We start from the raw sequence: 25,401 nt of genomic DNA on the forward strand, positions 1-25,401 counted from the left end.
AAAACGCCCCTGCTCCAGGTTACCGGGCCCCGACACCCCCGGATCCCGCCCGCACAATCCAGCCCCGCCGCACACGATCCGGCCTCGCCGGCGTTCGAGGCGCGGGGGCTCCGGGGGCAGCGCCCCCGGCAACGGCGCCGCACCCGGCCTACCTCCAGCCCCGCCGGCGATCGAGGCGCGGGGTCCGGGGCGTAGCCCCGGCAGGCGGCCCCGCCCGCCTACTGCTGCCGCAGCGCCCAGCCCCGCTCCCGCAGCTCGGCCGTCAGGCCGGCAACGGCCCGCGGCTCCACCATCAGCTGCACCAGGCCGGCCTGCTGTCCCGTCGCGTGCTCGATCCGGACGTCCTCGATGTTGACCCCCGCCCGCCCCGCGTCCGCGAAGATCCGCGCCAGCTCTCCCGGCTGGTCGGAAATCAGCACGGCCACCGTCTCGTAGACCGTCGGCGCCGCGCCGTGCTTGCCCGGCACCCGCACCCGCCCGGCGTTCCCGCGCCGCAGGACGTCCTCGATCCCGGCGGCGCCACCCCGCCGCTTCTCCTCGTCGGCCGACTGCAGACCGCGCAGCGCCTCGACCGTCTCCTCCAGGTCGGCGGCGATCCCGGACAGTACGTCCGCCACCGGTCCCGGATTCGCCGAGAGGATCTCCACCCACATCCGCGGATCGGACGCCGCGATCCGCGTCACGTCCCGGATTCCCTGCCCGCACAGCCGCACGGCCGTCTCGTCGGCCTCCTCCAGCCGGGCGGCGACCATGCTGGAGACCAGCTGCGGTGTGTGGGAGACCAGCGCCACCGCCCGGTCGTGGGCGTCCGCGTCCATCACCACGGGCACGGCCCGGCACAGGGCGACGAGTTCCAGGGCCAGGTTCAGCACCTCGTGCTCGGTGTCCCGGGTCGGGGTCAGCACCCAGGGGCGCCCCTCGAAAAGGTCCGCCGAGCCCGCGAGCGGCCCCGACCGCTCCTTGCCGGCCATGGGGTGCGTGCCGATGTACGAGGTGAGGTCCACGCCGAGTTCCGCCAGCTCCCGCCGCGGCCCGCCCTTCACACTGGCCACGTCCACGTACGCCCGCGCGACGCCACGCCCGATGACGTCCGCCAAGGTCGCCGCCACGTGGGTGGGCGGTACGGCGACGATCGCGAGGTCCACCTGCCCCTCCAGGGGCTCGTCCGTGCCGGCGCCGAGGGCTGCCGCCGTACGGGCCTGGGCCGGGTCGTGGTCGACGAGGTGGACGGTGATCCCGCGGCCGGTCAGGGCGAGCGCCGCGGAGGTGCCGATCAGTCCGGTTCCGATGACGACGGCGGTTCTCACGGGGCGCTCCAGGGGTGCGTACGGGATCAAGGACTCTGCGTGACCAGAGTAGCCAGAGAGGGCAGCCAGAGGGCCCGGTCGCCCATCCCGTCCCACCCCGTGGGACAGGGGCCGCCGGGCCCTCTCCTGCCGCGGGATCAGAGAGCTTGTGCCTTGATGATGTCCTCCAGCGACCCGGACGGCATCCGGCCGCTCGGCGTCAGCTTGTCGACCGCCTGCGGCAGCGTCTGCGCGATCTGGTCGGCGGCCTGCTCCGGGCTGACTCCCGCGTCCTGCGCGACCTTGTGCAGGGTGTCGGCCGGCAGCGCCTCCTGGATCTGCGCACCACTGACCGGCTGGTTCTCGCCGGTGCCGACCCAGGACTGCGCCTGGTCGACGAGGCCGGACTTGGTCAGCATGTCCAGCAGGCCGCCCAGCGGATTGCCGTTCCCGGCCGCCTGCGCACCGCCGCCACCGGCGCCGCCCATGAGCGCGCCGAGCAGCGAGCCGAGGATGTTGCCGCCCCCACCGCCCTGACCGCCGCCGCCGCCGAGGAGGCCGCCGAGAAGAGAACCGAGGTCGTTACCCGCCATGGTGATGCCTTTCGAAGAGGGACCGGGCCGCGCGGACAGCGCCGCACCCGGCTTCGAGACACGGACAATGTCACCCATGCCCGGTCATACCGCCACCTGGCGCACGGCTCCCCGACCTCTGGGGTAGAACGATCCGCATGATCTTCCACATCGTCCCGCTCACCGACTGGGCCGCCGCGCCCGACCTCCCGTACGCCCCGCCCTCGCTCGACTCCGAGGGCTTCGTGCACTGTTCGGCCGACCGGGCGACGGCTCTCGCCATCGTCGAGGCGCGCTACCGGGAGTTGCCGGGGACCCTGCTGGCGGTGGAACTCGACGAGTCCGCCCTGACCGCGGAGGTCCGCCGGGAGGATGAATCCGGCGGCCGCTACCCGCATGTGCACGGCCCGGTGAACCGGGACGCGGTGATCCACGTGTGGGAGGTCGTACGCACACCCGGCACCCCTGCCTCACTGGTCCCATGGCAGCCGACCGCCCGTTGAACCGGCGCGGCGGGCTTCACCTGGGGGCCGCCACAGGCCAGGATGCTGCTCGCCCGACCAGCCACACAGCTGAGGAGACACCATGAGCGACCCCACGACCACCGCCCGGCGCACCGTACTGGCGGTGGGAGCGGCCGCCCTGGCCGGCGGAACCCTCGCCGCGTGCGGCGGCGACGGCAACGGCGGGAAGGAGCAGCCCAAGAGCGAATCGGGCAGCGCGGCCACCCCGTCCGCACCCACGACCGGGTCGGCGTCCGCTCCGGCCGCCGGCGGCAAGACCATCGCCAAGGCGGCGGACGTACCGGTGGGCGGCGGCACGGTCCTCAAGGACGAGAAGCTGGTGGTCACCCAGCCGACGGCCGGGTCCTTCCGCTGCTTCACCGCGGTCTGCACGCACCAGGGCTGCCTGGTCAACAAGGTGGAGAACGGCACCATCGACTGCCCCTGCCACGGCAGCAAGTTCAAGGTCGCGGACGGCGCGGTGGCCCACGGACCGGCCACCAAGCCCCTGGCGGAGCAGAAGATCACCGTGGCCGCGGACGGCAATATCTCGCTCGCGTAGCGGAGGCCGCGGCGCCTAACCTCCCCTGATGGACGATCTGACACTGGTACGTGACCACACGGTCTACCGGTGCGTGATGGGGTCCCGGGCGTTCGGGCTGGCGACGGAGGCGAGCGACACCGACCGGCGCGGTGTCTACCTCGCCCCGACGCCGCTGTTCTGGCGGTTCGAGAAGCCCCCCACGCACGTGGAGGGCCCTCGGGCCGAGGAGTTCTCCTGGGAGCTGGAACGCTTCTGCGAGCTCGCCCTGCGCGCCAACCCGAACATCCTGGAGTGCCTGCACTCCCCCCTGGTGGAGGAGGCCACCCCCGTCGGCGAGGAACTCCTCTCCCTGCGCGGGGCGTTCCTCTCCCGCCGGGCCCACACCAGCTTCAGCCGGTACGCGGCATCCCAGCGCGGCAAACTCGTCGCGGACGTCCGCGTCCACGGCGCCCCGCGCTGGAAGCACGCCATGCACCTGCTGCGGCTGCTCCTGTCCTGCCGCGACCTGCTGCGCACGGGCCGGCTGACCATCGACGCGGGCCCGCACCGCGAGCGCCTGCTGGCGGTCCGCCGCGGCGAGTCCACCTGGGACGAGGTCGACGCCTGGATGACCCGGCTCCAGGAGGAGACCGAAGCCGCCCTCGCCGGAACGCCCCTTCCCCCGGAGCCGGACCAGCGCCGCGTCGAGGAGTTCCTCCAGCGCACCCGCCGCGCGTCGGCCGCGTAGCTCTCAGTCGCGCGGGTTCCGGCGCCGTACGACCAGCTCGTCGAGCGCGTCGTACGCCGAGGCGTGCTCCGGCAGCCCCGAGGCGGCCTGCGCCGCGTCCAGCACCGCGTGGAGCGCCTCGAAGTCATGCCGTACCCCACCGAAGTCCGGCCCCGCGTAGCCCCCGTGCTCGGCCGCGACCTTGGCCTCGATCAGGGCACCGAGGTACGCGGGCGCCTCGGCCACCTCGACCAGCAGGGTCGGCAGGTGCGCCTGCACCTCACCCGACCGCATCAGGTGGATGCCGGTGAGCAGGGCCCGGAACGCGTAGAGCACCGGCTTGAGTTCGCGGGCCTTCTCGAAGAGCCGCCACTGGGTGTTGGCGAAGCCCCGGTAGTGGTGGGCGTGGTGGGAGGTCAGGACCCCCGGGGCCAGCGCGATCAGCTCCTCGTGGGTCGGCGTCGTGTGGACCACGAGCGGGGACAGCAGCTGCTCCAGGACGTAGCCGTTGCGGTTCAGCATCAGGCGGACGAACTTGCGCAGGTCGTGCGTGACGAGGTCCATCTCCACGTCGTCCCGGTCCCACATGCGGGTGCGCGTCTCCTCCGGCTCGCGCAGCCCGAGAAGGGCCGCAGCGGGCAGCAGGTGCGCGCCGCGCAGGTCGATGTCGGAGTCCCGGGAGGGGAATCCGTAGAGGTGGGCCCCCGAGACCGTGGCGAAGAGCAGCGGGTCGGGCTGCTCCGCCACGACGGGGGTCAGGTCGAGACTCAGTGCGTCCAGCATGGATCAAGCATCCCAGAGGGCTCCGAAGGCCAGGAGTTCGTCCCGGTACTCGATGCGGCCCTCCCAGTCGCGGGGCCACACGTCCGCGCCGAGGTGGGCTCCGGCGAAGGCGCCGGCGAGGCAGGCGAGGGAGTCCGAGTCGCCCCGGGTGCAGGCCGCGCGGCGCAGGGCCGTCAGGGGCTCGTCGGGGAAGAGCAGGAAGCATTGCAGGGCGGTGGCGAGGGCCTCCTCCGCGATCCAGCCGTCGCCCGTGGTCAGGCAGGGGTCGGTCTCCGGGGACGGGCTGCGCAGGGCGGCCGCCAGCCGGTCCAGGACCTCCAGGCACTCGTCCCAGCCGCGCGCGATGAAGGACTCCGGCGAGGCGTCGGACGCGGTGCGCATCCAGAGGTCGCCGAGCCACCGCTCGTGGTAGCGGGTGCGGTTCTCCAGGGCGTACGAGCGCAGCAGCCCGACCAGGCCGGTCACCTCGGTGCCCTGGGCCAGCAGGTACACGGCGCGGGCCGTCAGGTCGGAGGCGGCGAGCGCCGTCGGGTGGCCGTGGGTGAGGGCCGACTGGAGCTGGGCCGCGCCCGCCCGCTCCTCCTCGGTCCAGCCGGGGACCAGGCCGACCGGGGCCACCCGCATGTTGGCGCCGCAGCCCTTGGAGCCGATCTGGCTGGCGTCCCGCCAGTCCCGCTCCGGCCGGTTCAGGAGCGAGCAGGCCTTCAGGCAGGTGTTGCCGGGGGCCCGGTTGTTGTCCGGCGAGTGGTACCAGTCGACGAACTCCTCGCGGACCGGCCGGGTGAGCCGCAGCGGGCCCACCCGGCCGCGCTCTTCGGCCGTTCGTATGCCGCGCGCCAGGGCGAGGGTCATCTGGGTGTCGTCCGTGACGATCGCCGGGCGGGGCAGCTTCATCTCCCGCCAGGGACCGGTCTTGGCCAGGATCGACGGCACGTCGTTGAACTCGGTCGGGAAGCCGAGGGCGTCGCCCAGGGCGAGCCCGATCAGGGCGCCGGTCGCGGCTCGCTTCGTCATCGGGTGGGTCCTTCCGGTCGGAGCAGAGGGGGATGCAGGGCGGTCGCCGGGCCGGCCCGATAGAGGGCGGCCGGTTTGCCGCGCCCGCCGGTCAGCCGGGCGGCGCCGGGCACGGCCTCGACGAACCCGGGCGTGGCGAGGACCTTGCGGCGGAAGTTGGGGCGGTCGAGGGTGGTGTCCCAGACGGTCTCGTAGACGGCCTGGAGCTCCCCGAGGGTGAACTCCGGCGGGCAGAAGGCGGTGGCCAGGCAGGTGTACTCCAGCTTCGAGCCGATCCGCTCCCGGGCGTCGCCGAGGATCACCGCGTGGTCGAAGGCCAGGTCCGCGACCTCCCCCACCGGCACCCAGCGGGCGTGAGCCGCGTCGCCGCCGCCCTCCGCCGCGGGCTCCGGCATGTCGGGCACCAGCGCCGTGAAGGCCACCGAGACCACCCGCATCCGGGGGTCCCGGTCCGGCTCGCTGTAGGTGCGCAGCTGTTCCAGGTGCAGGGCGGCCACCACGGGGTCCGCCAGGCCGGTCTCCTCGGCCAGTTCACGGCGGGCGGCGGTCTCCGCGGACTCCCGGGGCAGGACGAAGCCGCCGGGCAGCGCCCAGGCGCCCTCGTACGGCTCCTGGCCGCGCCGGATCAGCAGCACGTGCAGCCGGCCGGCCCGTACGGTGAACACCGCGAGGTCGACGGTCACCGCGAACGGCGAGAAGGCGTGGGGGTCGTAGCCCGCGGGCAGCGCCGCACTCATCGGGTCTCCGGCAGGGGGGCGGCGAAGTGCCAACCTTCGGCGAGCAGTTCGTCGACCGCCGCCACCGCGGTCGCCAGCCGTTCCTCGCGGTCGCCCCGTACGACGAGGAAACGCCTGCCGGTGCGTTCCAGTTCCTCCCGGAACCGCCCGGTCATCCAGGGCCGCAGGTGCGGGCCGTCGCGCAGGCCGTCGTCCTCGAAGGGCACGTCCGCGTCGTCCGTGAGCAGGTACAGGTCGCGCCGGGTGAGGGAGGCGGTCTTCTCGACTTCCTCGTTGCGTCCGCCGAGGTACCGCTCGTGCCAGATGCCGGTCGCGAAGGAGTCGGTGTCGCAGAACAGCACCGGTGAGCCCAGCCGGGCCGAGCGTTCCTCCTCCGCGTCCTGCCGCCGGGCGATGACCGGGAACTCCTCCGAGGCGAAGGTGATGTCCTCCCATGTGGCCGCCGGGTCGGCGGCGCGCGCCGCCGCCAGTTTCTCCTCGCTGTACCGGCGCCCGTACTCGGCGACCCAGCCCGTCCCGGCCCAGATCCCGCCGCGCCGCCGGTAGTGCTCGGCCAGCGCCCGCGACAGCGTCGTCGTACCCGTGGACTCGGCGCCCAGTACGACGACCCGCCGGGCCAGGGAGGCCCGGACGGCGGGCCCCAGGAAGTCCCAGCAGCCCACCGGGTCGGCCCGGACGGCCGTCCCGGAGACCGGGAACAGCGTCCGCGCCGGGTCCACGCAGACCTCCTCGGCGCCGAACCGCCGCGCGAGCTCGGTCCCGTACGCCTCCGAGGTGAAGACGGCGTCGACGGGTCTGCCGACCGCTTCCCGGAAGATCGCCATGTGCGCCTCCCAGACCGTCGGGTCCGTCAGGTCGACCGGGATGTCGTCGACCGCGCCGACGACGTCCGTGTCGGGGTGTTCCTCGCGCATCCAGGCGACCCGGTCGGCGAGCGGGACGGACTCCACGGAGGCCGCGCAGACCAGCACGGTCAGCCGGTCGCAGCGGTCCTGGGCGGTGCGCACCAGGTGGTGGTGGCCGGCGTGCGGCGGGTAGAACTTGCCCAGGACCAGGCCGTGTCCGTAGCGCCTCATGCCGTCGCCCCCAGTGTCGTACGGACGCCCCGCGCGGGGAGCGTCCGCCGCCAGCCGAGCAGCCCGAACACGCAGAGCCCGAGGAAGCCGACGTAGAGGACCGCGGTCAGGTGGAGGCCCTTGTACACGTACAGCGGGATGTACACGAGGTCGGCGGCGATCCACAGCCACCAGGACTCGACGAGCTTGCGGCACTGGCCGTAGGTCGCCGCGAGCGAGAGCCCGGTCGTCAGGGCGTCCCAGAAGGGGACGGTGGAGTCGGTGGCGCGGCTCAGCAGCAGGGTGAGGCCGAACACCCCCACCGCCCCCGCCGCGGCCAGCCAGACCCATTCGGTGCGCGTGGTGCGGCGCACCGGCAGGGCTTCGGCGGTTCCTGGTCCACCCCCGTGGGTCCAGGACCACCAGCCGTACGCGGCGAGGGCGATGAAGGCGATCTGCAGCCCGGCGTCGGCGTAGAGGCCGGCCTGGGCGAACAGGACGATGAAGAAGATGTTGTTGGCGATGCCGATCGGCCAGTTGGCGACGTGCCGGCGGGCCACGAGCCAGACGCACAGGGCACCAGTGGCGAATCCGAGTACCTCGGTCCAGCTCATGCCGACCCCTCACTCCCTTTAATGGTCAGGTTGACTATAAACAGGGAGAGGGGTCCCGGACAAGCGAAAAGCCCGCGGCGCCGTAAGGCACCGCGGGCTTTTCGCTCGTTCTGCGATCAGAAGGACTACAGACCGACCTCGCGCATCAGCATGCCGACCTCGGTGTTGGTCAGGCGGCGCAGCCAGCCGGACTTCTGGTCGCCCAGCTCGATCGGCCCGAAGGAGGTCCGGACGAGCTTCTCGACCGGGAAGCCGGCCTCCGCCATCATGCGGCGGACGATGTGCTTGCGGCCCTCGTGGAGGGTCACCTCGACCAGGTAGTTCTTGCCGACCTGGTCGACGACGCGGAAGTGGTCGGCGCGGGCGTACCCGTCCTCCAGCTCGATGCCGTCCTTCAGCCGCTTGCCGATCTCGCGCGGCAGCGGGCCGGTGATGGCGGCGACGTAGGTCTTCTTCACGCCGTACTTCGGGTGCGTGAGGCGGTGGGCCAGCTCACCGTGGTTGGTGAGCAGGATGATGCCCTCGGTCTCGGTGTCGAGCCGGCCGACGTGGAAGAGACGCGTCTCACGGTTGGTGACGTAGTCGCCCAGGCACTGGCGGCCGTCCGGGTCCTCCATGGTGGAGACGACACCGGCGGGCTTGTTCAGCGCGAAGAACAGGTACGACTGGGTGGCGACGGTCAGGCCGTCCACCTTGATCTCGTCCTTCGGCTGGACGCGCTTGCCCTGCTCCAGCACGATCTCGCCGTTGACCTCGACGCGGGCCTGCTCGATGAGCTCCTCGCAGGCGCGGCGCGATCCCATGCCGGCGCGGGCGAGCACCTTCTGCAGACGCTCACCCTCCTCCTCGGCACCCGGGAAGGTCTTCGGGGTCTTGATCACGGGCTTGTCGGCGTACCGGTCGCGCACGCGCTCCTCGATGCGCGCGTCCAGCTCACGCGGGCGGGACTGGCCGCTCCGGCTGCCGGGGCCGCGGCGCGGGCCGCCGGCGCCGCCGATGCCGGGGGTCTTGGAGGTCTTGGGGCCGCCCTTGGCACCGCCGCGCGCTGCCGCGCCGCGGGCGCCACCGCCGCCGGCCTTGGGGCCGCTGCGGCCGCTGCGCTCGCCCTCGGGGCCCACGTCGTAGCGACGCTCCTCGGGGCGGGGGTTGCGGATGCGCTGGGGCGCCTGGTCGCGGTCGCGGTCACGGTCGCGCGAGCCGCCCTGGCCGCCGCCGTAGCCGCCGGAACCGCCCGTGGAGCCGCCGCGGTAGCCACCGCCGCCGCCGGAGCCACCGCTCGAGCCACCGCGGTAGCCGCCACCGGAACCGCCGGAGCCGCCACTGGACCCGCCGCGGTAGCCGCCACCGCCCGAGCCGCCGGAGGAGCCGCCCCGGTAGCCACCGCCACCGCTGCCGCTGCCACCACCGGAGCCGCCGCCGCGGTAGCCACCGCCGCCGGAGGAGCCGCCGCCACGGGCGTTACCACGCCCGCCGCCGCCACCGCCGCCGCTGTTCCTGTTGCCACCGTTGCCGTTGCCGCTGCTTCGCATCAAATGTCCGTCGTCTTGTCGTCGTCTTCATCAGTGTCCGGTGCGTCCGGATCGAACGACGGCACACCTTCTTGCGTCTCGGCTTCGATCGCGTCCGCCTCGGGGAGGAAGGGCGCGAGCTCCGGGAGCTCGTCCAGGCCTCGCAGGCCCATCCGCTCCAGAAAGTAGTTCGTCGTCCTGTACAGGATCGCACCTGTTTCGGGTTCCGTGCCCGCCTCCTCCACCAGACCGCGCTGGAGGAGGGTCCGCATGACCCCGTCGCAGTTGACTCCGCGGACCGCGGAGACCCGCGACCGGCTCACCGGCTGGCGGTACGCGACCACCGCCAGGGTCTCCAGGGCGGCCTGCGTGAGCCGGGCCTGCTGGCCGTCCAGTACGAAGCCCTCGACGGCCGGGGCGTACTCCGCCCGGGTGTAGAAACGCCACCCGCCGGCCACGAGCCGCAGCTCGAAGCCGCGCCGCTGGACCGTGTACTCGTCGGCGAGCTCGCGCAGCGCGTCCGCCACCTCGCGCGGGGTGCGCTCCAGCACCTTGGCCAGGTGCGCCTCGGTCGCGGGCTCGTCCACGACCATGAGTACGGCTTCCAGGGCGGGCTTCAGCTCCAGCGCTGCCACGTCGTTCATTCCTTCACCTCCACGATCTGGTCGAACTCGTCGGTCACGGTCGGCATGCCGTCGCCGTCCCCGCCGCTCCAGCGCACGGTGAGGGTCCGCAGGGCCTCCTCCTGGTCGAGCACCACCGCCTTCTCCCGGTAGAGCTCCAGGAGGGCCAGGAAGCGGGCGACGACGGTGAGGGTGTCCTCGGCGTCCTCGGTGAGCTCCTGGAAGGTGGCCTCCCCGCGCGCCTTCAACATCCGGACCACGAGCCCGGCCTGCTCGCGCACGCTGACGAGCGGTGCGTGGATGTGCTCCACGTAGACCTGGGGCTTGGCCTTGGGCTGCATGGCCTTGACGGCGAGCCGGGCGAACCCGTCCGCGCCGATGCTGATGACGACTTCGGGAAGCAGGTCGGCGTGGTGCGGCTCCAACCCGACGGTCCGCGGGTACCGCCTGCCCTCGGCCTCGGCCCGCCCCTCGAAGATCTCGGCGATCTTCTTGTACGCCCGGTACTGGAGCAGCCGCGCGAAGAGCAGGTCCCGCGCCTCCAGCAGGGCGAGGTCCGCCTCGTCCTCGACTTCGGCGACCGGCAGCAGCCGGGCGGCCTTGAGGTCGAGGAGGGTGGCGGCGACGACGAGGAACTCGGTGGTCTGGTCGAGGTCCCAGTCGGGCCCCATGGCCCTGATGTGGGCCATGAACTCGTCGGTGACCTGGGACAGCGCGACCTCGGTGACGTCGAGCTTGTGCCGCGAGATCAACTGCAGCAGCAGATCGAACGGCCCCTCGAAGTTGGCGAGCCGCAACGTGAACCGCCCGTCGCCTCCCGCGGGGTCGCCGGTGGGCCCCGCGGTGGCGCCCGACGGGTCGCCTCCGGCGGGGATCGCCTCGCCGGCGGGCCCGTCAGGGACTCGGGGGGCGTCCCGGGGCTCCGCCCCGGCCGCGGCCGGCCCGCCTGCGGCGGGGGTCGACTGGTCGGAGCTCTGCCGCTGGGCAGGGGCCTCGGGGGTCTCGGCGTCACCGGTTCCGCCCGGCCCTTCGCCCCCTTCGCCGCCCGCAGCGGGCGCGTGAGGGGTTTGGGGGGTCTCCTCGGTGTCCGGCCCGGCGTCGGTCGGCTCGCTTTCGGCCGGGCTCGGCTGGTCGGAGCTCCGCTCGGGACCGCCGTGCGCCCTCCCGAGGCCCTGCGGGGCCTCAGGGGGCCCGTCAGGGGCCTGCGGGGGCTCCTGGGGGTCCGGCCCGGTGCCGGGCCCGTCCGTGGGCCCAGGGCCCGCCGGGGCCTCTCCCGGCGCACCGGGGCCGCGCCCCAGCAGGCGGCGGGGCGGGCGGCCGGGTTCGGCGGGGAGGGGCATCGAGGTCCAGGTGGTGCGGAGGGGGCGGCGTACGGGCCGAGGAGGGTGACCCACGGCCCTGAGCAGCCTATGGGGTGCCGGGTGGATCGAGGCCCCACGGCCCGGGGTGTCCGTCCCGGGGGGAGCCGAGCGAAGCGCCGGCGCCGACCCGGACCCCCACCGGCGCGAGGCACGGAGCGTTGCCGGGAGGGCGGGGCGGCCACAGCTCGGCCGTGATCCGCCGGACACCCCTTGGCCGACGGCCGGCCCTGCGGGGTGGGAAGCCGGACCGTTCATCGGAGGCGGGCCGCAGACCTGCAGGCGAGGCAGGGGTGCTCCCAGGCGCCGGAGGCCAGGAGAGCCGGCGTCGGAACTCCCGCCCGCAGTGGTCCGCCGGACACACCGCCGCCGACGGCCGGCCCTACGGGCGGGAAGCCGGACCGGGTTCCACGGAGGCGGGCCGCAAGCCTGCACGCGGGGCAGGGGTGGCCCCAGGACGGAGGCCGGGAGAGCGGGCCCCGGCCCGCGTCAGCGGCGCCACCGAGGGCCGGCCCTGCGGGCGGGAAGCCGGACCGTTGCACGGAGGCGGGCCGCAGGCCTGCGGGCGGGGGTGGGAGGTCTGGAGCGTTGCCAGGCGAGCAGCCCACAGGCCGGCGGGCCGGGAGTGAGCGCCGCGGGCCGGAGCATCGCCGGGCAAGCGGGCCCGGGCTCCGGGCGGGGCGTTGCCGGGGAAGCGGGCCGCAGGCCGGTCAGCGGCCGCGGAGGCGGCGGACGAGGATGCTCGCGTCCCCGCGGGATTCGAGATCGGCGAGGACCACCGCCACCGCCTCGCGGACGATGCGCCCGCGGTCGACCGCCAGGCCGTGTTCCCCGCGCAGCACGAGCCGGGCGTGTTCCAGGTCCATGAGCTCCTCGGCGGAGACGTAGACCGTGATCTTCTCGTCGTGCCGCTCGCGCCCGCTCGGCCGCCGGTTCGCGCCCCGGCCCTGGCCCTTGCCGCGGCCGGCCGCGGGGGTGGTCCCGTTGACAGAACCTTCCTGCGGCCGCCGCGGTGCGCCCACGACGGGCTCCGTACCGGCCGCGGCCTCCCGGCTGCGGCCCTCCCCCGCCGTGCCCTCGGCCGAGGCGGCCGAGTGTTCCCCGGCCCCGGAGGACGCCTCGTCGGCTCCCCGTCGCGGCGAGGACGACTGGAGGGCCATCCCCCCGGTCGTGCGGAACAGTTCGTCGGCTCCGGGCAGACTCACTCGGCGTGACACCGGGCGAGCACCTCCCTGGCCAGCTGGCGATAGGCGGCGGCGCCGACGGAGTTGGAGGCGTACGTGGTGATCGGTTCGCCGGCGACCGTGGTCTCCGGGAAGCGCACGGTCCGCCCGATGACCGTGTGGTACACGTGGTCGTCGAACGCCTCGACGACACGGGCCAGCACCTCGCGGCTGTGCACCGTACGGGAGTCGTACATCGTGGCCAGGATGCCGTCGAGCTCCAACTCGGGGTTGAGCCGCTCCTGCACCTTCTCGATGGTCTCGGTCAGCAGCGCCACACCGCGCAGTGCGAAGAACTCGCACTCCAGCGGGACGATGACCTTGTGAGCCGCCGTCAGGGCGTTCACGGTCAGCAGACCGAGCGAGGGCTGACAGTCGATCACGATGTAGTCGTAGTCGGCCATCAGGGGCTTCAGGGCCCGCTGCAGCGTCGACTCGCGCGCGACCTCGCTGACCAACTGCACTTCCGCAGCGGACAGGTCGATGTTGCTCGGCAGCAGGTCCATGTTGGGGACCGCCGTCTTGAGCAGCACCTCGTCGGCCGACATGCCCCGCTCCATGAGCAGGTTGTAGACCGTCAGGTCGAGTTCCATCGGGTTCACGCCGAGACCCACGGACAGTGCGCCCTGCGGGTCGAAGTCGACGAGCAGCACCCGCCGTCCGTACTCGGCGAGCGCCGCACCCAGGTTGATGGTCGACGTGGTCTTGCCCACGCCGCCCTTCTGGTTGCACATCGCGATGATCTTCGCCGGACCGTGGTCGGTCAGCGGACCCGGGATCGGGAAGTACGGAAGCGGGCGTCCGGTCGGGCCGATCCGCTCACGGCGCTGACGGGCAGCGTCGGGGGCGAGGGTGGCCGCGTACTCGGGGTCCGGTTCGTACTCCGCGTCGGGGTCGTAGAAGTGCCCTTCGGGCACGTTTTCGTAGTCGGCGAAACCCACGGGCTTTTCGCCGCTCAGGTCGCCGGCCCTGGAGTTCACGTCTAGGCCGTCCATGCTGTTTTGGGGCGTCGTCAGGTGCTGGTGGTTTGCGAAGGTGCGTACTGCGACGGAGCCGACAGCCTCGAGCCCGGCAGGGCTTTCGCCCCGCGCGGGCATCCCCGCTCGACCACCCCCAGGAGCAAATGTCGACTCATTCACAAGTCGTCTTACCTCCTCGGACGTGACCAGGACACTTATCGATAGGTCAGCGTGGCACCATGCCGACGGTTGGCGACTCTATGGCGTGTCACCGCTCAGCGGCAACACAATCCGCCGGACCCGGCACGATGTGTCGGCAACCGAACACCACTCTGTCAAGGGCGCACGGACTGTCGCCGCGAAGTTTCGCGGGTGTGCGAAAGGGTTAAAGGGTTACGTTCGAGGCGAGTTGAGAGGGGTCCGCGGGCTCCTCGCAAACGCGTCCGGCCGGACCTTGCGGGCAAGGTCCGGCCGGATACGTGAGATTGACGTCAGTCGTTGACGGCTCAGCCGAGCAGCGTGCTCAGCTCGAGGGTCTCGAGACCGTGGGCCTCGGCGACCGGGCCGTAAACGACCTGGCCGTCATGGGTGTTGAGGCCCAGCGCGAGCGCGGGGTCGCGACGCAGCGCCTCGACCCAGCCGAGGTTCGCGAGCTGCACGATGTAGGGCAGCGTGGCGTTCGTCAGCGCGTAGGTGGAGGTGTTCGGCACCGCGCCCGGCATGTTGGCGACGCAGTAGAAGACCGAGTTGTGGACCTGGAAGGTCGGCTCGGCGTGGGTGGTCGGACGGGAGTCCTCGAAGCAGCCGCCCTGGTCGATCGCAATGTCGACAAGGACACTTCCGGGCTTCATCTTGGCGACGAGCTCGTTGGTGACCAGCTTCGGGGCCTTCGCACCCGGGATCAGCACCGCGCCGATGACGAGGTCGGCCTCGATGACGGCCTTCTCCAGCTCGTAGGCGTTGGAGACGATCGTCTTGATCTTCGTACCGAAGATCTTGTCGGCCTCGCGGAGCTTGTTGATGTCGCGGTCCAGCAGGGTCACGTGGAAGCCCATGCCGACGGCGATCTGCACGGCGTTCCAGCCGGAGACGCCGCCGCCGATGACCACGCACTCGCCGGCGTGGGTGCCGGGGACGCCGCCGGGGAGCACGCCGCGGCCGCCGACCGAGCGCATCAGGTGGTAGGCGCCGACCTGCGGGGCCAGGCGGCCCGCGACCTCGGACATCGGGGCGAGCAGCGGCAGCGCGCGGTTGGCGAGCTCGACCGTCTCGTACGCGATGGCGGTGGTGCCGGACTCCAGCAGGGCGTCCGTGCACTCGCGGGAGGCCGCGAGGTGCAGGTAGGTGAAGAGGGTCTGGTCCTTGCGGAGGCGGTGGTACTCCTCCGCGATGGGCTCCTTGACCTTCAGCAGCAGGTCGGCGGTGGCCCAGACCTCGTCGGCGGTACCGAGGATCTCGGCGCCGGCGGAGACGTACTCGGCGTCCGTGATCGAGGAACCCACACCGGCGTTCTGCTCGATGAAGACCTGGTGGCCGTTACGGACGAGCTCGTGGACACCGGCGGGGGTGATGGCCACGCGGAACTCGTTGTTCTTGACCTCGCGGGGGATGCCGACCTTCATCGTCGATCACGGTCCTTGACTCAGGGGGATTTAACGGGGCACTTCCATACATACCCGCCCACAAGAACGCGCAACGGGATGCACCACGGGATGGCGTGGTGAACCCAGTTTATTGAAGGATTGTCGCGTGTCTAGCCTTGCAAACAAATAATCTCAGTCGGATCCACTGCGGATTTCGCAGGCTGCGGGGTCGTCTCCCAGCAATCTGTCCGCTGCGGACCGGTGCAAGCGTGCGGCTGCCGGGTCACCCAGTCGGTCCAGCGTGTCGGCCAGTCGGACCTGGAGTGCGGCCTGCAGTCGCTGGTCCCCGGCCTTGCGCGCCAGCTCCACCGCCTCGCGGCAGGTGTGCAGCGATTCCTCCGGCCGCCCGGCGTACTCCTGAACCCTCGCCATCTCGCTCAACGCCTTTGCCTGGCCCGGGACATCGGCCAGCTTCCGGTACCCGGCCGCGGCGGCCCGCCAGCTGCGCAGTGCGTCCCCGTAGCGGCCCGCGTACGTGTGCACGTTCCCGAGCCGCCCGTACAGCCGGGCCTCGTCCGCGCGCTCCCCCCGCGCGAGCGCCTGGGACAGCGCCCGACCGAACCAGTCGGAGGCCCGGTGCCAGTCCTCCAGCTCCTGGTAGGCACCGCCTACGGATTCCATCGCGCGGCCACTGGCGTACGGGTCGTTCGCCGCCCGTCCGGCGTCCAGAGCGGCGCGGTAGCGCTCCAGGGCCTCCTGGGTCCGGCCGGTCTCGGCGTCCAGGTCGGCCAGGTTCAGCAGTGCGGCGGCCTGCTCCCGGTACAGGTTGCGCCGCTCGGCCACGTCCAGGACCAGCCGGTGAAGCCCGTACAGCTCGGGGGCGGCCTCGGCGGTGCCGCGGTGGTCGACGAGGGCCCGTACGAGGCCCGCGACCAGCCTCCGGGCCAGGGTGTCCAGCTCCCCGTCGGCCACGGCCAGGGACGCGGCCGCGCCCAGCGCGGGCAGCCGGGTGTCCAGCCACTTGGCGGCGGCCCGCCGGTCGGGGAAGCGCAGGGTGCGCGGGAGCCCGTCCAGCAGCTCCCGCACCGCGTCGGCGTCTTCGCCGTCCCCGGCTCCGGCCATGGCCCGGCAGGAGTGCAGCAGCCGTACGGTCCGCTCCAGCATCCGGGCCCGGGCCAGCTGGACCTCCGCCGGCCGCTCCTTGGCCTCCAGCAGGGCCTGGAGCAGCGGTGCGAGGCAGCCGGGCAGCAGGAACAGTCCGTCCTGTGCGTGGCGTACGAGGCCCAGGGCGGCGAAGTCGTCCAGCGTCGACTGGGCCGCGGCCACGGAGCAGCCGACGAGGGCGGAGGCGGTGTGCGAGTCGATGATCCCGGCGGGGGCCAGCGGCAGCAGCCGCAGGGTCCGCTGGGCGGGCTGGGGCAGGGTTTCGTAGACGAGCCGGAAGCAGCGGGCGAGCGGGCCGCCGGTGGCGGCGGGCATGTCGTGGAGCTGCTTGGCCACGTCGGCGACGGAGGCCTTGGGGTGGGCGGCGAGCCAGCCGCCGACGAGCACGAGCGCGGCGGGCTGGCCCCCGCACTCCTCGGCGAGGGCTTCGGCGGCGCGGGGGTCGGCGGTGACGCGGGTGTCGCCGATGCGGTGGACCAGCATCCGCACGGCGGAGGGGGTGTCGAGCCCACCGAGGGTGCAGGGCCGGACGTCGGGGATGCCGGTGAGCGGCCCCTCGGCGGTGACGACGACGAGGCACTCGGGGGTGTCCGGGAGCAGGGCGTCGACCTGGTGCGGGTCGGCGGCGTCGTCGACCAGGATGATCACGCGGCGGCCGTCGAGCGCGGTGCGCAGGGCCGAGCTGAGCTCGTCCTCCCCGGCGCCGGGGGGAGTACGCCGGCCCAGTGCCTCCAGGAGGCCCCGTACGGCCCGCTCGGTGGCCACGGTCTCCCCACCGGGAGAGGTGAGCCGGGTCCGGAGCACCCCGTCGGGGTACTCCTCGGCGACCTCCCGCACGAACGCCTCGGCGAGGGCGGTCCGCCCGGACCCGGGGCGCCCGGCGACGAGCAGCACCCGGGCGCGGGGCGCCTTCGCCTTCCGGCCGGAGAGGGTGTCGAGCCCGGTCCGTGCGATGTCCTCGCGCAGCTCCTTGAGCTCACGCCGCCGCCCGACGAAATCCGCCACGGATCCGCTCCTCTCCTGCCCCTGCCCTTCGGGGATCCCGAGCGTAGTTCACGCAGAGCGACGACCCGTGTGGAGCGCGGCGGACATATCCCCTGATCGGATCAGCGGATGTTCTGTTTTTCCGCGTTCCGCCCACCCCGCAGGTGGGGGCCGCTGCGCGGAGCGGTCCCCTACCCGCCCTTCCACCGTTCCCCGGGGCTCCGCCCCGGACCCCACGCCTCGAACGCCGGCGGGGCTGGGTTGCGGACCGCATCAGCCAAATCAAGCCTCGCCGGCGTTTGAGGCGCGGGGTCTGGGGCAGCGCCCCAGCAGCGGCGTCGCACACCAACCGGCGCGGCTACGCCTCGTACGGGCGGGCCGGCCAAGGGGCGTCGGCCGGGCGGAGGGATTCGAGGCCGCCTTCGGCGGCGAGGGCGGCGGAGAGGGCCAGGACGCCGGTCACCAGGCCCGGGTTGCCGATCCGACCGGCCAGCACCCCGGCCACCAGTTCCGCGAGCGGAACCCACGCCACCTCCATGTCGGCCTCCTCCGACCCGGTCTCCGCGTACCGTTCGCCGTCGGCGTCGGAGACGCCCCGCGCCAGGAAGATCCGGATGGCCTCGTCGGAGCCGCCCGGGGAGGCGTAGAAGTCGGCCAGCACCCGCCAGTCCTCCGCCTTGACGTGGGCTTCCTCGATGAGCTCGCGCTGCGCCCCGTGCAGCGGGTTCTCGCCCGGCACGTCGAGCAGCCCGGCCGGCAGCTCCCACAGCCGCATCCGTACCGGGTGCCGGTACTGGCTCAGGACCAGGACCCGCCCGGCCTCGTCCAGGGCCAGCACGCAGACCGACCCGGGGTGCACCTGGTAGTCGCGGCGGGCCACCGATCCGTCCGGCATCCGCACCTCGTCGGAGTCGACGGCCGTCTTCGCTCCCTGGAACGGCCGCCGGGTCGACAGCATCTCCCAGGATTCCGACGTGTCCTTGATGACGATGCCCATGCCGAATGCCCTCCACAACGCGCGACAGCCGGGGTACGGATCTTCCGTACCCCGGCTGCCTACGTTATGCGGTCAGCGCACTCACTTGGCGGACTGCTGCCGCTCCACGGCCGCCTTGACCAGGCCCGCGAACAGCGGGTGCGGGCGCGTCGGGCGCGAGCGCAGCTCCGGGTGGGCCTGGGTGGCCACCAGGTAGGGGTGCACCTCGCGCGGGTACTCGACGTACTCGACGAGCTTGTTGTCCGGGGAGGTGCCGGAGAAGACGATGCCCGCCTTCTTCTCCAGCTCGCCGCGGTAGGCGTTGTTCACCTCGTAGCGGTGCCGGTGGCGCTCGTCGACGTACGCGTCGCCGTAGACCTCGCGGACGATGGAGCCCTCGGCGAGCTTGGCCGTGTACATGCCCAGGCGCATGGTGCCGCCCAGGTCGCCCGCGCCCTCGACGAAGGCCAGCTGCTCCTCCATCGTCGAGATGACCGGGTTGGCGGTGGAGGCGTCGAACTCGGTGGAGTTCGCGTCCTCGATGCCCGCCAGGTTCCGAGCCGCCTCGATGACCACGCACTGCAGGCCCAGGCACAGGCCGAGCAGCGGGATCTTGTTCTCGCGGGCGTAGGTGATCGCGCCGACCTTGCCGTTGACGCCGCGGTCGCCGAAGCCGCCGGGCACGCAGATCGCGTCCACGTCGGACAGCTGCGCGGCAGCTCCCGCCGGGGTCTTGCAGTCGTCGGAGGTGACCCACTTGATCTGCACGCGGGCCTTGTTGGCGAAACCGCCGGCGCGCAGCGCCTCGGTCACCGACAGGTAGGCGTCGGGCAGGTCGATGTACTTGCCGACGAGCGCGACCTTGACCTCGTGGTCGGGGTTGTGGACCCGGTCCAGCAGGTCCTCCCACACCGTCCAGTCGACGTCGCGGAAGGGCAGGTCGAGCTTGCGCACGACGTACGCGTCCAGGCCCTCGGTGTGCAGCACCTTCGGGATGTCGTAGATCGACTTGGCGTCGATCGCCGCGACCACGGCCGCCTCGTCCACGTCGCACATCAGCGAGATCTTGCGCTTGATGGAGGTGGGGACGTCACGGTCGGCGCGCAGCACGATCGCGTCGGGCTGGATGCCGATGTTGCGCAGGGCCGCGACCGAGTGCTGGGTCGGCTTGGTCTTCAGCTCGCCCGAGGGGCCGATGTAGGGCAGCAGCGAGATGTGCACGACGAAGACGTTGTCGCGGCCGACCTCGTGGCGGACCTGACGGACGGTCTCCAGGAACGGCAGCGACTCGATGTCGCCGACGGTGCCGCCGACCTCGGTGATGACGACGTCGACGTCCTCGGTCGCCATGCGCCGGATGCGGTGCTTGATCTCGTTGGTGATGTGCGGGATGACCTGCACGGTGTCACCGAGGTACTCGCCGCGCCGCTCCTTGGCGATGACCTGCGAGTAGACCTGGCCGGTGGTGACGTTGGCCGAGCCGTCGAGGTCGACGTCGAGGAAGCGCTCGTAGTGGCCGATGTCCAGGTCGGTCTCGGCGCCGTCGTTGGTGACGAACACCTCGCCGTGCTGGAACGGGTTCATCGTGCCCGGGTCGACGTTCAGGTAGGGGTCGAGCTTCTGCATCGTGACCCGCAGGCCGCGCGCCTTCAGCAGCGCACCCAGGCTGGAGGCCGTCAGGCCCTTGCCGAGGGAGGAAGCGACACCCCCGGTGACGAAGATGTGCTTGGTCGTCATGGATTTGGGCGGCATCGCCAAGAGGGGGCTCCCGTGGTCGCGAGGTGAGGTGCGTCCGGCGCCGGCCACCTTCGATCCGGAAGGGTCTCAGGGGGCGCCGAAGCTGCGGTTTCGGGGCTCCTGATTCGCACAGGCAGACCACCGGTCCACGGGGTACCAGCCTATCAGCGCCTCGGGCGGTCCGCCTCCGGCCACGCGGCTCGGACCCCGCCGGGGAGAGTGGCCGGCGACGTATCCGCTGTTCACCCGTTTGGCGGAGGCGCATTCTTCCGCCGCTTAAGGGGATCACTAGGGTGCCGTCATATCCTGCTCGGATATCGCACACATCGCCGCCGAGCAGTCCGTCACACGGCCTCACCGAGCCGCTATGCGGAATCATGGGCTCAACGCGGGGATCCCTGCACACAGGAGACCGCGCAACCGCGCAATGCAAGCGCCCTTCGGGGCGGACGTGGCCGTTCGACTGGAGATGCAACGTGTCCGGGCGCATCGAGGATTACGCACTGATCGGGGACATGCAGACCGCGGCGCTGGTCTGCCGGGACGGGGCAGTGGATTGGTTGTGCCTGCCACGTTTCGACTCCCACGCCGTGTTCGCGAGCATTCTCGGCACCGAGGATCACGGTTTCTGGCGGATCGGCCCGGCCTTCCCGGCCGGCACCGAGGCACCGCGGGCCGCGCGCCGCCGCTACCGCGGCGACTCGCTGGTCCTGGAGTCGGAGTGGGACACGCCGCGCGGCACCGTCCGGGTGATCGACTTCATGCCGCCCCGCGAGGACCACGCGCCCCAACTGATCCGGATCGTCGAGGGGGTCACCGGGCGCGTCCCGATGCGTTCCGCGCTGCGCATGCGCTTCAGCTACGGGCGGGTCGTGCCCTGGGTGCACAAGGTCGACGGGCGCACGGTCGCCGTCGCCGGCCCCGACTCGGTCTGGCTGGACACCGAGGTCCAGACGTACGGCAAGGACCTGACCACGTACTCGGACTTCACGGTCCGGCCCGGCGAGCGGATCGCCTTCAGCATCAGCTGGCAGCCCTCGCACAAGGGCGCGCCGGAGGCCCCCGACGCCGAGTCGGCGCTGGAGTCGACCGCCGAGTTCTGGCGCGACTGGGTCGACCAGTGCACGTACCACGGGCCCTACCGGGAGGCGGTGGTCCGCTCCCTGATCACCCTCAAGGCCCTCACGTACGGCCCTACGGGCGGCATCGTGGCCGCGCCGACCACCTCCCTGCCGGAGGAGATCGGGGGCGTCCGCAACTGGGACTACCGCTACACCTGGCTCCGCGACGCGGCCATCACCCTCTCCTCGCTGCTGCGCACCGGCTACCGCGAGGAGGCGCGCGCCTGGCGCGAGTGGCTGCTGCGCGCGGTCGCCGGGGACCCGGAGAACCTGCAGATCATGTACGGGATCGCGGGCGAGCGGGAGCTCGGCGAGACCGAGCTGGACTGGCTGCCGGGCTATGAGGACTCGCGCCCCGTCCGCGTCGGCAACGGCGCCGCCGGGCAGCTCCAGCTCGACGTCTACGGCGAGGTCACCGAGGCCCTGCACCTGGGCCACATGACCGGCCTGGCGCGCAGCGACTACGCCTCGCTGCTCCAACTGAAGCTGATCCGCTACCTGGAGACCCACTGGGACCAGCCGGACGAGGGCATCTGGGAGGTGCGCGGCCCGCGCCGCCACTTCGTGCACTCGAAGGTGATGGCCTGGGTCGCGGTGGACCGCACGATCAAGCTGATCGAGAGCGGGGACGCGGACGGCCCGCTGGAGCGGTGGCGCGAACTGCGTGACGAGATCCACGAGGACGTGTGCGAGAAGGGCTACGACAAGGAGCGCAACACCTTCACGCAGTCGTACGGGTCGGTGGAGCTGGACGCCTCGCTGCTGCTGATTCCGCAGATGGGTTTCCTGCCGCCGGACGACAAGCGGGTCATCGGGACCATCGAGGCGATCCAGCGCGAGCTGTCGACGCCCGACGGTTTCATCCTGCGCTACCCGACGGCGGGCGACGAGGCGGGCGTGGACGGTCTGGAGGGCGACGAGGGCGCCTTCCTCGCGTGCTCGTTCTGGATGGCCGACGACCTGGCGATGATCGGGCGGGTGGACGAGGCGCGGCGGCTCTTCGAGAAGCTGCTGTCGCTCCGCAACGACCTGGGCCTGCTGGCGGAGGAGTGGGACCCGCGGCTCCAGCGGCAGGTCGGGAACTTCCCGCAGGCCTTCAGCCACGTTCCGCTGATCGACACCGCACTGCGGCTGACGGCGAGCGGGGCGTACGGGGGCTAGCCGGCGCCTGCGACTCGCCGGGGCCTCGGGATTTCTCGACGCGCCCCGGTGATCGCCTCCGCCTACGCTTGAAAGGTCCTATGCCCTCCCTCCGCGGAAGGGGGCAGCCATGGCTCCCCTCTCGAAGGCGGGCGCGGCCCTGACCGCGCTCCGCGAGGACCTGTCGGGTGACGTGTTCGCTCCGGACGATCCCGGGTACGACGAGGCACGCGCGATCTTCAACGCGATGATCGACCGCAGGCCCGCCGTCATCGCCCAGTGCGAGAGCGCGGCGGACGTGGTGACGGCCGTTCGGTTCGCCAGGGACCTCGACCTGAAGATCGCGGTGCGCGGCGGCGGGCACAGCGTGGCCGGCATGTCGCTGAACGACGGCGGCCTGGTCGTGGACCTGCGGCGGATGCACGAGGTGACGGTCCATCCGGCGGCGCGGGCGGCGTACGTCGGCGGCGGGGCCACGATGAGCCACCTGGACCGGTCCTGCGAGCCGTTCGGGCTGGCGACCACCGGTGGTCGGGCCTCCACCACGGGGGTCGGCGGCTTCGTCCTGGGCGGCGGCAGCGGTTGGCTGGACCGGAAGTTCGGCCTGGCGGTGGACAACCTGCTGGGCGCGGAGGTGGTCACCGCCGAGGGCGAGCTGGTCCACGCGACCGCGGAGGACCACCCGGAGCTGTTCTGGGGGCTGCACGGCGGCGGCGGGAACTTCGGCATCGCGACGTCGCTGACGCTGCGGCTGCACGAACTTCCGCACATGTCGATCGCGTTCCTGCTGTACCTGCCGGAACGCGGGCCCGAGGTGGTCCGCACGTACCGGGACGTCATCGAGGCCGGACCGCCCGAGGCCTCCGGCGGCGCCATCTACCTGACCGGGCCGCCGGAGGAGTTCGTCCCGCCGCACCTGGTCGGGCTGCTGCTGTGCGGTGCGCTGGTGACGTACGCGGGTCCGGAGGAGGAGCTGCGCGAGCTCGCCGCACCGCTGCTGGCGATCCCGCACGAGGTGGAGATGGTCACGGCCATCCCCTACGCGGAGCTGCAGTGCATGCTCGACGACCCGCCCAACATGCGGAACCACTGGTCGGCGGAGTACCTGACCGGGGTGCCCGACGAGTTCGTGGACGTGTTCTGCGCCCGCGCCGAATCGATGCCGGTGCCGACGGGTACCCAGCACGTGGTGTGGCCGCAGGGCGGCGCGGTCGCCTCCGGCCCCGCCGACTACCCCGTGCCGTTTCGCGACGCGCCCTGGGCGGTGCACCCGTTCGGGATCTGGGAGGACGAGGCCGACGACGAGCGGTGCCGGCAGTGGGTCAAGGACGTCCGCGCCGATGTCCGGCCGTGGAGCACCGGCGCGGTCTACCTCAACTTCACGGGCGACGAGGGCCCGGACCGGGTGGTCGCGGGCCTCGGCGAGGAGAACATGGCACGGCTGGCGGCGTTGAAGCGGCAGTACGACCCGGACAACGTCTTCCGCTTCAACCACAACATCCGGCCGGCCTGAGCATCACGTGAGGGCGGCGATCACCTCGCGCGCCGCCCGCTCGCCCTCGGTGGCGCCGCCTTCCATGAAGCCCTGGAAGTCGTAGCTGCAGTGCTCGCCGCCGATGTGGACGTTGCCCTGCGCGGTGCCCTCGTACTTGGCGTAGCGGTGCAGGTAGCCGGTGGGCCAGTACGAGTACGCGCCGAGCGAGTACGGGTTGCGGTGCCAGGCGGAGAGCTGGGCCTTGCCCGTCCAGACGGCCTTGGTGCCCGGGTAGAAGGCGTCGATGCCGGTCAGCATGCGGCCGGCGAGGGCGCGCACGTAGGGGTCGGACTCGGTGGAGAAGGGGCTCGCGGGCGCCAGTGACCCGGCGAGGGTGCCGCCGCCGTACTGGAGCAGGATGCCGCCGGTGCCGGGCTGCACCTTGGTGGTGTCCCAGGTCTGCTGGACCTCGGAGTCCGTGAAGCAGTCGCCCGCGGACACGCCGGGCCAGGGGCCGGTGCCGCGCCAGGGGCGGGCGGTGAACTGCATGTTGAGCTTGGTGCAGTAGCCCATCCGGGCGTCGCGCAGCAGGTTCCGCATGAGCGGGTCGAAGCCGGCCTGCGAGGTGTCGATGCGCTGGAGGATCGGCAACGGCAGGCACAGGACGGTGTGGTCGGCGATGGCGGTGCGTACGGAGCCGGAGTCGTTGAAGGTCAGGGTTTGGGTGCCGTCGGCGTTGGCCCGTACGGCGACCAGCTCGCGGCCCATCACGATCGAACCGGCGGGCAGGGCGGCGGCGATAGCGTTCGGCAGCCGGTCGTTGCCGCCGGTGATGTGGTAGCGCTCGTTGGACAGGCCCCAGACGTTGAAGTTGCCCGGGTTGGTCTGGTAGCCCATCAGCAGGACCAGGGCGAGCGCGGACTGCTGGTCGGTGTCGGCGCCGTACTCGACGTTGTAGGCCACGTCGATGAACCGGCCGAGTTGCGAGCCGTGGCCGCCGGGGACCCGGGTCTCGATCCACTCGTACAGGGTCATGTTGTCGAGGGCGGTGCCGGTGGCGGTGGTGGTGTTCCAGGAGACCTCCCCGGCCTCCGAGAGGTCCCGGCGCAGGGCCTGGTAGACGGCCTTGAAGTCTTCGTCGGCCTGGGTGCGGGAGTAGTACTCCCCGTTGAACCAGAGCACTTCCTCGGCCCCGTTGGGGCCGCCGCCGAGGAAGTCCTCGACGGGCAGGTTGAAGCGGCGACAGAGCTCCAGGATCTTCTTGTGGCTGGTGTCGATCAGCTCACCGCCGATCTCGGAGGTCTGTCCGTACGCCCAGTGGCTCCGCTGGGTCCACATGCGGCCGCCGACGCGGCTGGGGTTGGCCTCGTAGAGGGTGCAGTCGACGCCCGCGTCCTTGAGGGTGAGGGCGGCGGTCAGGCCGGAGATGCCGGCGCCGATCACAGCGACGCGGGCGGGGTTGCCGGGGGTGACGGGCTTCTTGTCGGGGGCGGTTTCGGCGGCGTACGCGGTCGAGGCGACGGAGCCGGCGAGGGCGGTGCCGAGACCGAGGGCGGCGGCGCGGCCGAGGAGTTCACGGCGGGTGGATCCGCGGACCTCGGCGGCGGGCATGTCGAGGCGCTCGGCGGCTGCGTGCTCGGCGGCGAGCCGGCGCAGCGCGTGCATGAGCGGGGTACGGGCCATGGCGGGGGCTCCTAGGGAGTGTCTTGTCGGTCAGGCCGGATCAGGGAGCGGTGA

The 25,401-nt window shown here is 72.3% G+C and carries 22 protein-coding genes; 5 read left to right on the top strand and 17 right to left on the bottom strand.

Annotation, left to right across the window (positions count from 1 at the left end):
- Positions 1-218: 218 nt before the first annotated feature.
- Both ACFV9H_RS07390 and ACFV9H_RS07395 read right to left on the bottom strand, forming a co-directional pair.
- On the bottom strand, positions 219-1,307 hold the full coding sequence (locus tag ACFV9H_RS07390; RefSeq protein WP_385394547.1) for a prephenate dehydrogenase: 1,089 nt from the start codon (positions 1,305-1,307) through the stop codon (positions 219-221).
- Positions 1,308-1,444: 137 nt separating this feature from the next.
- On the bottom strand, positions 1,445-1,879 hold the full coding sequence (locus ACFV9H_RS07395) for a YidB family protein (protein ID WP_385394549.1): 435 nt from the start codon (positions 1,877-1,879) through the stop codon (positions 1,445-1,447).
- Between the two features lie 137 nt (positions 1,880-2,016).
- Between ACFV9H_RS07395 and ACFV9H_RS07400 the strand changes: the two genes are divergently transcribed.
- From ACFV9H_RS07400 to ACFV9H_RS07410, 3 genes are all read left to right on the top strand, one after another.
- On the top strand, positions 2,017-2,361 hold the full coding sequence (locus ACFV9H_RS07400) for a DUF952 domain-containing protein (RefSeq protein WP_385394551.1): 345 nt from the start codon (positions 2,017-2,019) through the stop codon (positions 2,359-2,361).
- 82 nt (positions 2,362-2,443) lie between these two features.
- Positions 2,444-2,923, top strand: coding sequence for a Rieske (2Fe-2S) protein (locus ACFV9H_RS07405; RefSeq protein WP_385394553.1), 480 nt, complete (start codon positions 2,444-2,446; stop codon positions 2,921-2,923).
- A 28-nt stretch (positions 2,924-2,951) separates the two neighbouring features.
- Positions 2,952-3,632, top strand: a complete 681-nt coding sequence (locus ACFV9H_RS07410) for a DNA polymerase beta superfamily protein (RefSeq protein ID WP_385394555.1) — start codon at positions 2,952-2,954, stop codon at positions 3,630-3,632.
- Between the two features lie 3 nt (positions 3,633-3,635).
- Here ACFV9H_RS07410 and ACFV9H_RS07415 read toward each other — a convergent pair whose 3' ends face one another.
- The 14 genes from ACFV9H_RS07415 to ACFV9H_RS07480 form a co-directional block, all read right to left on the bottom strand.
- A complete protein-coding gene (locus ACFV9H_RS07415) occupies positions 3,636-4,394 on the bottom strand; it encodes a DNA polymerase beta superfamily protein (protein WP_385394557.1) in 759 nt (252 codons plus the stop codon).
- Positions 4,395-4,397: 3 nt separating this feature from the next.
- On the bottom strand, positions 4,398-5,408 hold the full coding sequence (locus ACFV9H_RS07420; protein WP_385394560.1) for an ADP-ribosylglycohydrolase family protein: 1,011 nt from the start codon (positions 5,406-5,408) through the stop codon (positions 4,398-4,400).
- Positions 5,405-6,145: an NUDIX domain-containing protein gene (locus ACFV9H_RS07425; protein ID WP_385394562.1), complete on the bottom strand. Its 741-nt coding sequence runs from the start codon at positions 6,143-6,145 to the stop codon at positions 5,405-5,407. The genes ACFV9H_RS07420 and ACFV9H_RS07425 overlap by 4 nt, the downstream gene beginning before the upstream one ends.
- Positions 6,142-7,221 carry an AAA family ATPase gene (locus ACFV9H_RS07430; protein WP_385394564.1) on the bottom strand — a complete coding sequence of 360 codons (1,080 nt, stop codon included), beginning with the start codon at positions 7,219-7,221 and terminating at the stop codon, positions 6,142-6,144. Before ACFV9H_RS07430 ends, ACFV9H_RS07425 begins: the two co-directional genes overlap by 4 nt.
- The gene (gene pnuC, locus ACFV9H_RS07435; RefSeq protein ID WP_385394567.1) at positions 7,218-7,814 is read right to left on the bottom strand and encodes a nicotinamide riboside transporter PnuC; all 597 of its coding nucleotides are present in this window, start codon (positions 7,812-7,814) and stop codon (positions 7,218-7,220) included. The genes ACFV9H_RS07430 and pnuC overlap by 4 nt, the downstream gene beginning before the upstream one ends.
- A gap of 125 nt (positions 7,815-7,939) precedes the next feature.
- The gene (locus ACFV9H_RS07440) at positions 7,940-9,343 is read right to left on the bottom strand and encodes a pseudouridine synthase (protein ID WP_385394569.1); all 1,404 of its coding nucleotides are present in this window, start codon (positions 9,341-9,343) and stop codon (positions 7,940-7,942) included.
- The gene (scpB, locus tag ACFV9H_RS07445; protein ID WP_385394571.1) at positions 9,343-9,966 is read right to left on the bottom strand and encodes an SMC-Scp complex subunit ScpB; all 624 of its coding nucleotides are present in this window, start codon (positions 9,964-9,966) and stop codon (positions 9,343-9,345) included. The genes ACFV9H_RS07440 and scpB overlap by 1 nt, the downstream gene beginning before the upstream one ends.
- On the bottom strand, positions 9,963-11,285 hold the full coding sequence (locus tag ACFV9H_RS07450; protein WP_385394646.1) for a segregation/condensation protein A: 1,323 nt from the start codon (positions 11,283-11,285) through the stop codon (positions 9,963-9,965). Before ACFV9H_RS07450 ends, scpB begins: the two co-directional genes overlap by 4 nt.
- A 728-nt stretch (positions 11,286-12,013) precedes the next feature.
- Positions 12,014-12,520 carry a hypothetical protein gene (locus ACFV9H_RS07455; protein WP_385394573.1) on the bottom strand — a complete coding sequence of 169 codons (507 nt, stop codon included), beginning with the start codon at positions 12,518-12,520 and terminating at the stop codon, positions 12,014-12,016.
- The gene (locus ACFV9H_RS07460; protein ID WP_385394575.1) at positions 12,505-13,623 is read right to left on the bottom strand and encodes a ParA family protein; all 1,119 of its coding nucleotides are present in this window, start codon (positions 13,621-13,623) and stop codon (positions 12,505-12,507) included. The genes ACFV9H_RS07455 and ACFV9H_RS07460 overlap by 16 nt, the downstream gene beginning before the upstream one ends.
- A gap of 368 nt (positions 13,624-13,991) precedes the next feature.
- Positions 13,992-15,107 (bottom strand): alanine dehydrogenase, encoded by a 1,116-nt coding sequence (gene ald, locus ACFV9H_RS07465; RefSeq protein WP_385394579.1) that lies wholly within the window; start codon positions 15,105-15,107, stop codon positions 13,992-13,994.
- 153 nt (positions 15,108-15,260) lie between these two features.
- Positions 15,261-17,237 (bottom strand): tetratricopeptide repeat protein, encoded by a 1,977-nt coding sequence (locus ACFV9H_RS07470; protein ID WP_385394581.1) that lies wholly within the window; start codon positions 17,235-17,237, stop codon positions 15,261-15,263.
- A gap of 337 nt (positions 17,238-17,574) precedes the next feature.
- A complete protein-coding gene (locus tag ACFV9H_RS07475; RefSeq protein ID WP_385394583.1) occupies positions 17,575-18,213 on the bottom strand; it encodes an NUDIX domain-containing protein in 639 nt (212 codons plus the stop codon).
- Positions 18,214-18,294: 81 nt separating this feature from the next.
- Positions 18,295-19,944, bottom strand: a complete 1,650-nt coding sequence (locus ACFV9H_RS07480) for a CTP synthase (protein WP_385394586.1) — start codon at positions 19,942-19,944, stop codon at positions 18,295-18,297.
- A 500-nt stretch (positions 19,945-20,444) separates the two neighbouring features.
- Here ACFV9H_RS07480 and ACFV9H_RS07485 point away from each other — a divergent pair, with 500 nt between their 5' ends.
- On the top strand, positions 20,445-22,211 hold the full coding sequence (locus ACFV9H_RS07485) for a glycoside hydrolase family 15 protein (RefSeq protein ID WP_385394649.1): 1,767 nt from the start codon (positions 20,445-20,447) through the stop codon (positions 22,209-22,211).
- A 109-nt stretch (positions 22,212-22,320) separates the two neighbouring features.
- Positions 22,321-23,703 carry an FAD-binding protein gene (locus ACFV9H_RS07490; protein WP_385394588.1) on the top strand — a complete coding sequence of 461 codons (1,383 nt, stop codon included), beginning with the start codon at positions 22,321-22,323 and terminating at the stop codon, positions 23,701-23,703.
- 3 nt (positions 23,704-23,706) lie between these two features.
- Here the strand turns inward: ACFV9H_RS07490 and ACFV9H_RS07495 are convergent, their stop codons facing one another.
- Complete coding sequence (locus tag ACFV9H_RS07495) at positions 23,707-25,347, bottom strand: flavin monoamine oxidase family protein (RefSeq protein WP_385394590.1); 1,641 nt, start codon at positions 25,345-25,347, stop codon at positions 23,707-23,709.
- Positions 25,348-25,401 lie beyond the last annotated feature (54 nt).

It is taken from the genome of Streptomyces sp. NPDC059874 (assembly GCF_042731135.1).
GTDB lineage: Bacteria > Actinomycetota > Actinomycetes > Streptomycetales > Streptomycetaceae > Streptomyces.

Bases quoted from the DNA above. Each gene is read 5' to 3' on its own strand.
- ald (WP_385394579.1), bottom strand. From the start codon at position 15,107: ATGAAGGTCGGCATCCCCCGCGAGGTCAAGAACAACGAGTTCCGCGTG.
- ACFV9H_RS07460 (WP_385394575.1), bottom strand. From the start codon at position 13,623: ATGCCCGCGCGGGGCGAAAGCCCTGCCGGGCTCGAGGCTGTCGGCTCC.
- ACFV9H_RS07495 (WP_385394590.1), bottom strand. From the start codon at position 25,347: ATGGCCCGTACCCCGCTCATGCACGCGCTGCGCCGGCTCGCCGCCGAG.
- ACFV9H_RS07475 (WP_385394583.1), bottom strand. From the start codon at position 18,213: ATGGGCATCGTCATCAAGGACACGTCGGAATCCTGGGAGATGCTGTCG.
- ACFV9H_RS07430 (WP_385394564.1), bottom strand. From the start codon at position 7,221: ATGAGGCGCTACGGACACGGCCTGGTCCTGGGCAAGTTCTACCCGCCG.
- ACFV9H_RS07415 (WP_385394557.1), bottom strand. From the start codon at position 4,394: ATGCTGGACGCACTGAGTCTCGACCTGACCCCCGTCGTGGCGGAGCAG.
- ACFV9H_RS07420 (WP_385394560.1), bottom strand. From the start codon at position 5,408: ATGACGAAGCGAGCCGCGACCGGCGCCCTGATCGGGCTCGCCCTGGGC.
- ACFV9H_RS07405 (WP_385394553.1), top strand. From the start codon at position 2,444: ATGAGCGACCCCACGACCACCGCCCGGCGCACCGTACTGGCGGTGGGA.
- ACFV9H_RS07485 (WP_385394649.1), top strand. From the start codon at position 20,445: ATGCAGACCGCGGCGCTGGTCTGCCGGGACGGGGCAGTGGATTGGTTG.
- ACFV9H_RS07450 (WP_385394646.1), bottom strand. From the start codon at position 11,285: ATGCCCCTCCCCGCCGAACCCGGCCGCCCGCCCCGCCGCCTGCTGGGG.
- ACFV9H_RS07440 (WP_385394569.1), bottom strand. From the start codon at position 9,343: ATGCGAAGCAGCGGCAACGGCAACGGTGGCAACAGGAACAGCGGCGGC.
- ACFV9H_RS07400 (WP_385394551.1), top strand. From the start codon at position 2,017: ATGATCTTCCACATCGTCCCGCTCACCGACTGGGCCGCCGCGCCCGAC.
- ACFV9H_RS07490 (WP_385394588.1), top strand. From the start codon at position 22,321: ATGGCTCCCCTCTCGAAGGCGGGCGCGGCCCTGACCGCGCTCCGCGAG.
- scpB (WP_385394571.1), bottom strand. From the start codon at position 9,966: ATGAACGACGTGGCAGCGCTGGAGCTGAAGCCCGCCCTGGAAGCCGTA.
- ACFV9H_RS07410 (WP_385394555.1), top strand. From the start codon at position 2,952: ATGGACGATCTGACACTGGTACGTGACCACACGGTCTACCGGTGCGTG.
- pnuC (WP_385394567.1), bottom strand. From the start codon at position 7,814: ATGAGCTGGACCGAGGTACTCGGATTCGCCACTGGTGCCCTGTGCGTC.
- ACFV9H_RS07395 (WP_385394549.1), bottom strand. From the start codon at position 1,879: ATGGCGGGTAACGACCTCGGTTCTCTTCTCGGCGGCCTCCTCGGCGGC.
- ACFV9H_RS07480 (WP_385394586.1), bottom strand. From the start codon at position 19,944: ATGCCGCCCAAATCCATGACGACCAAGCACATCTTCGTCACCGGGGGT.
- ACFV9H_RS07425 (WP_385394562.1), bottom strand. From the start codon at position 6,145: ATGAGTGCGGCGCTGCCCGCGGGCTACGACCCCCACGCCTTCTCGCCG.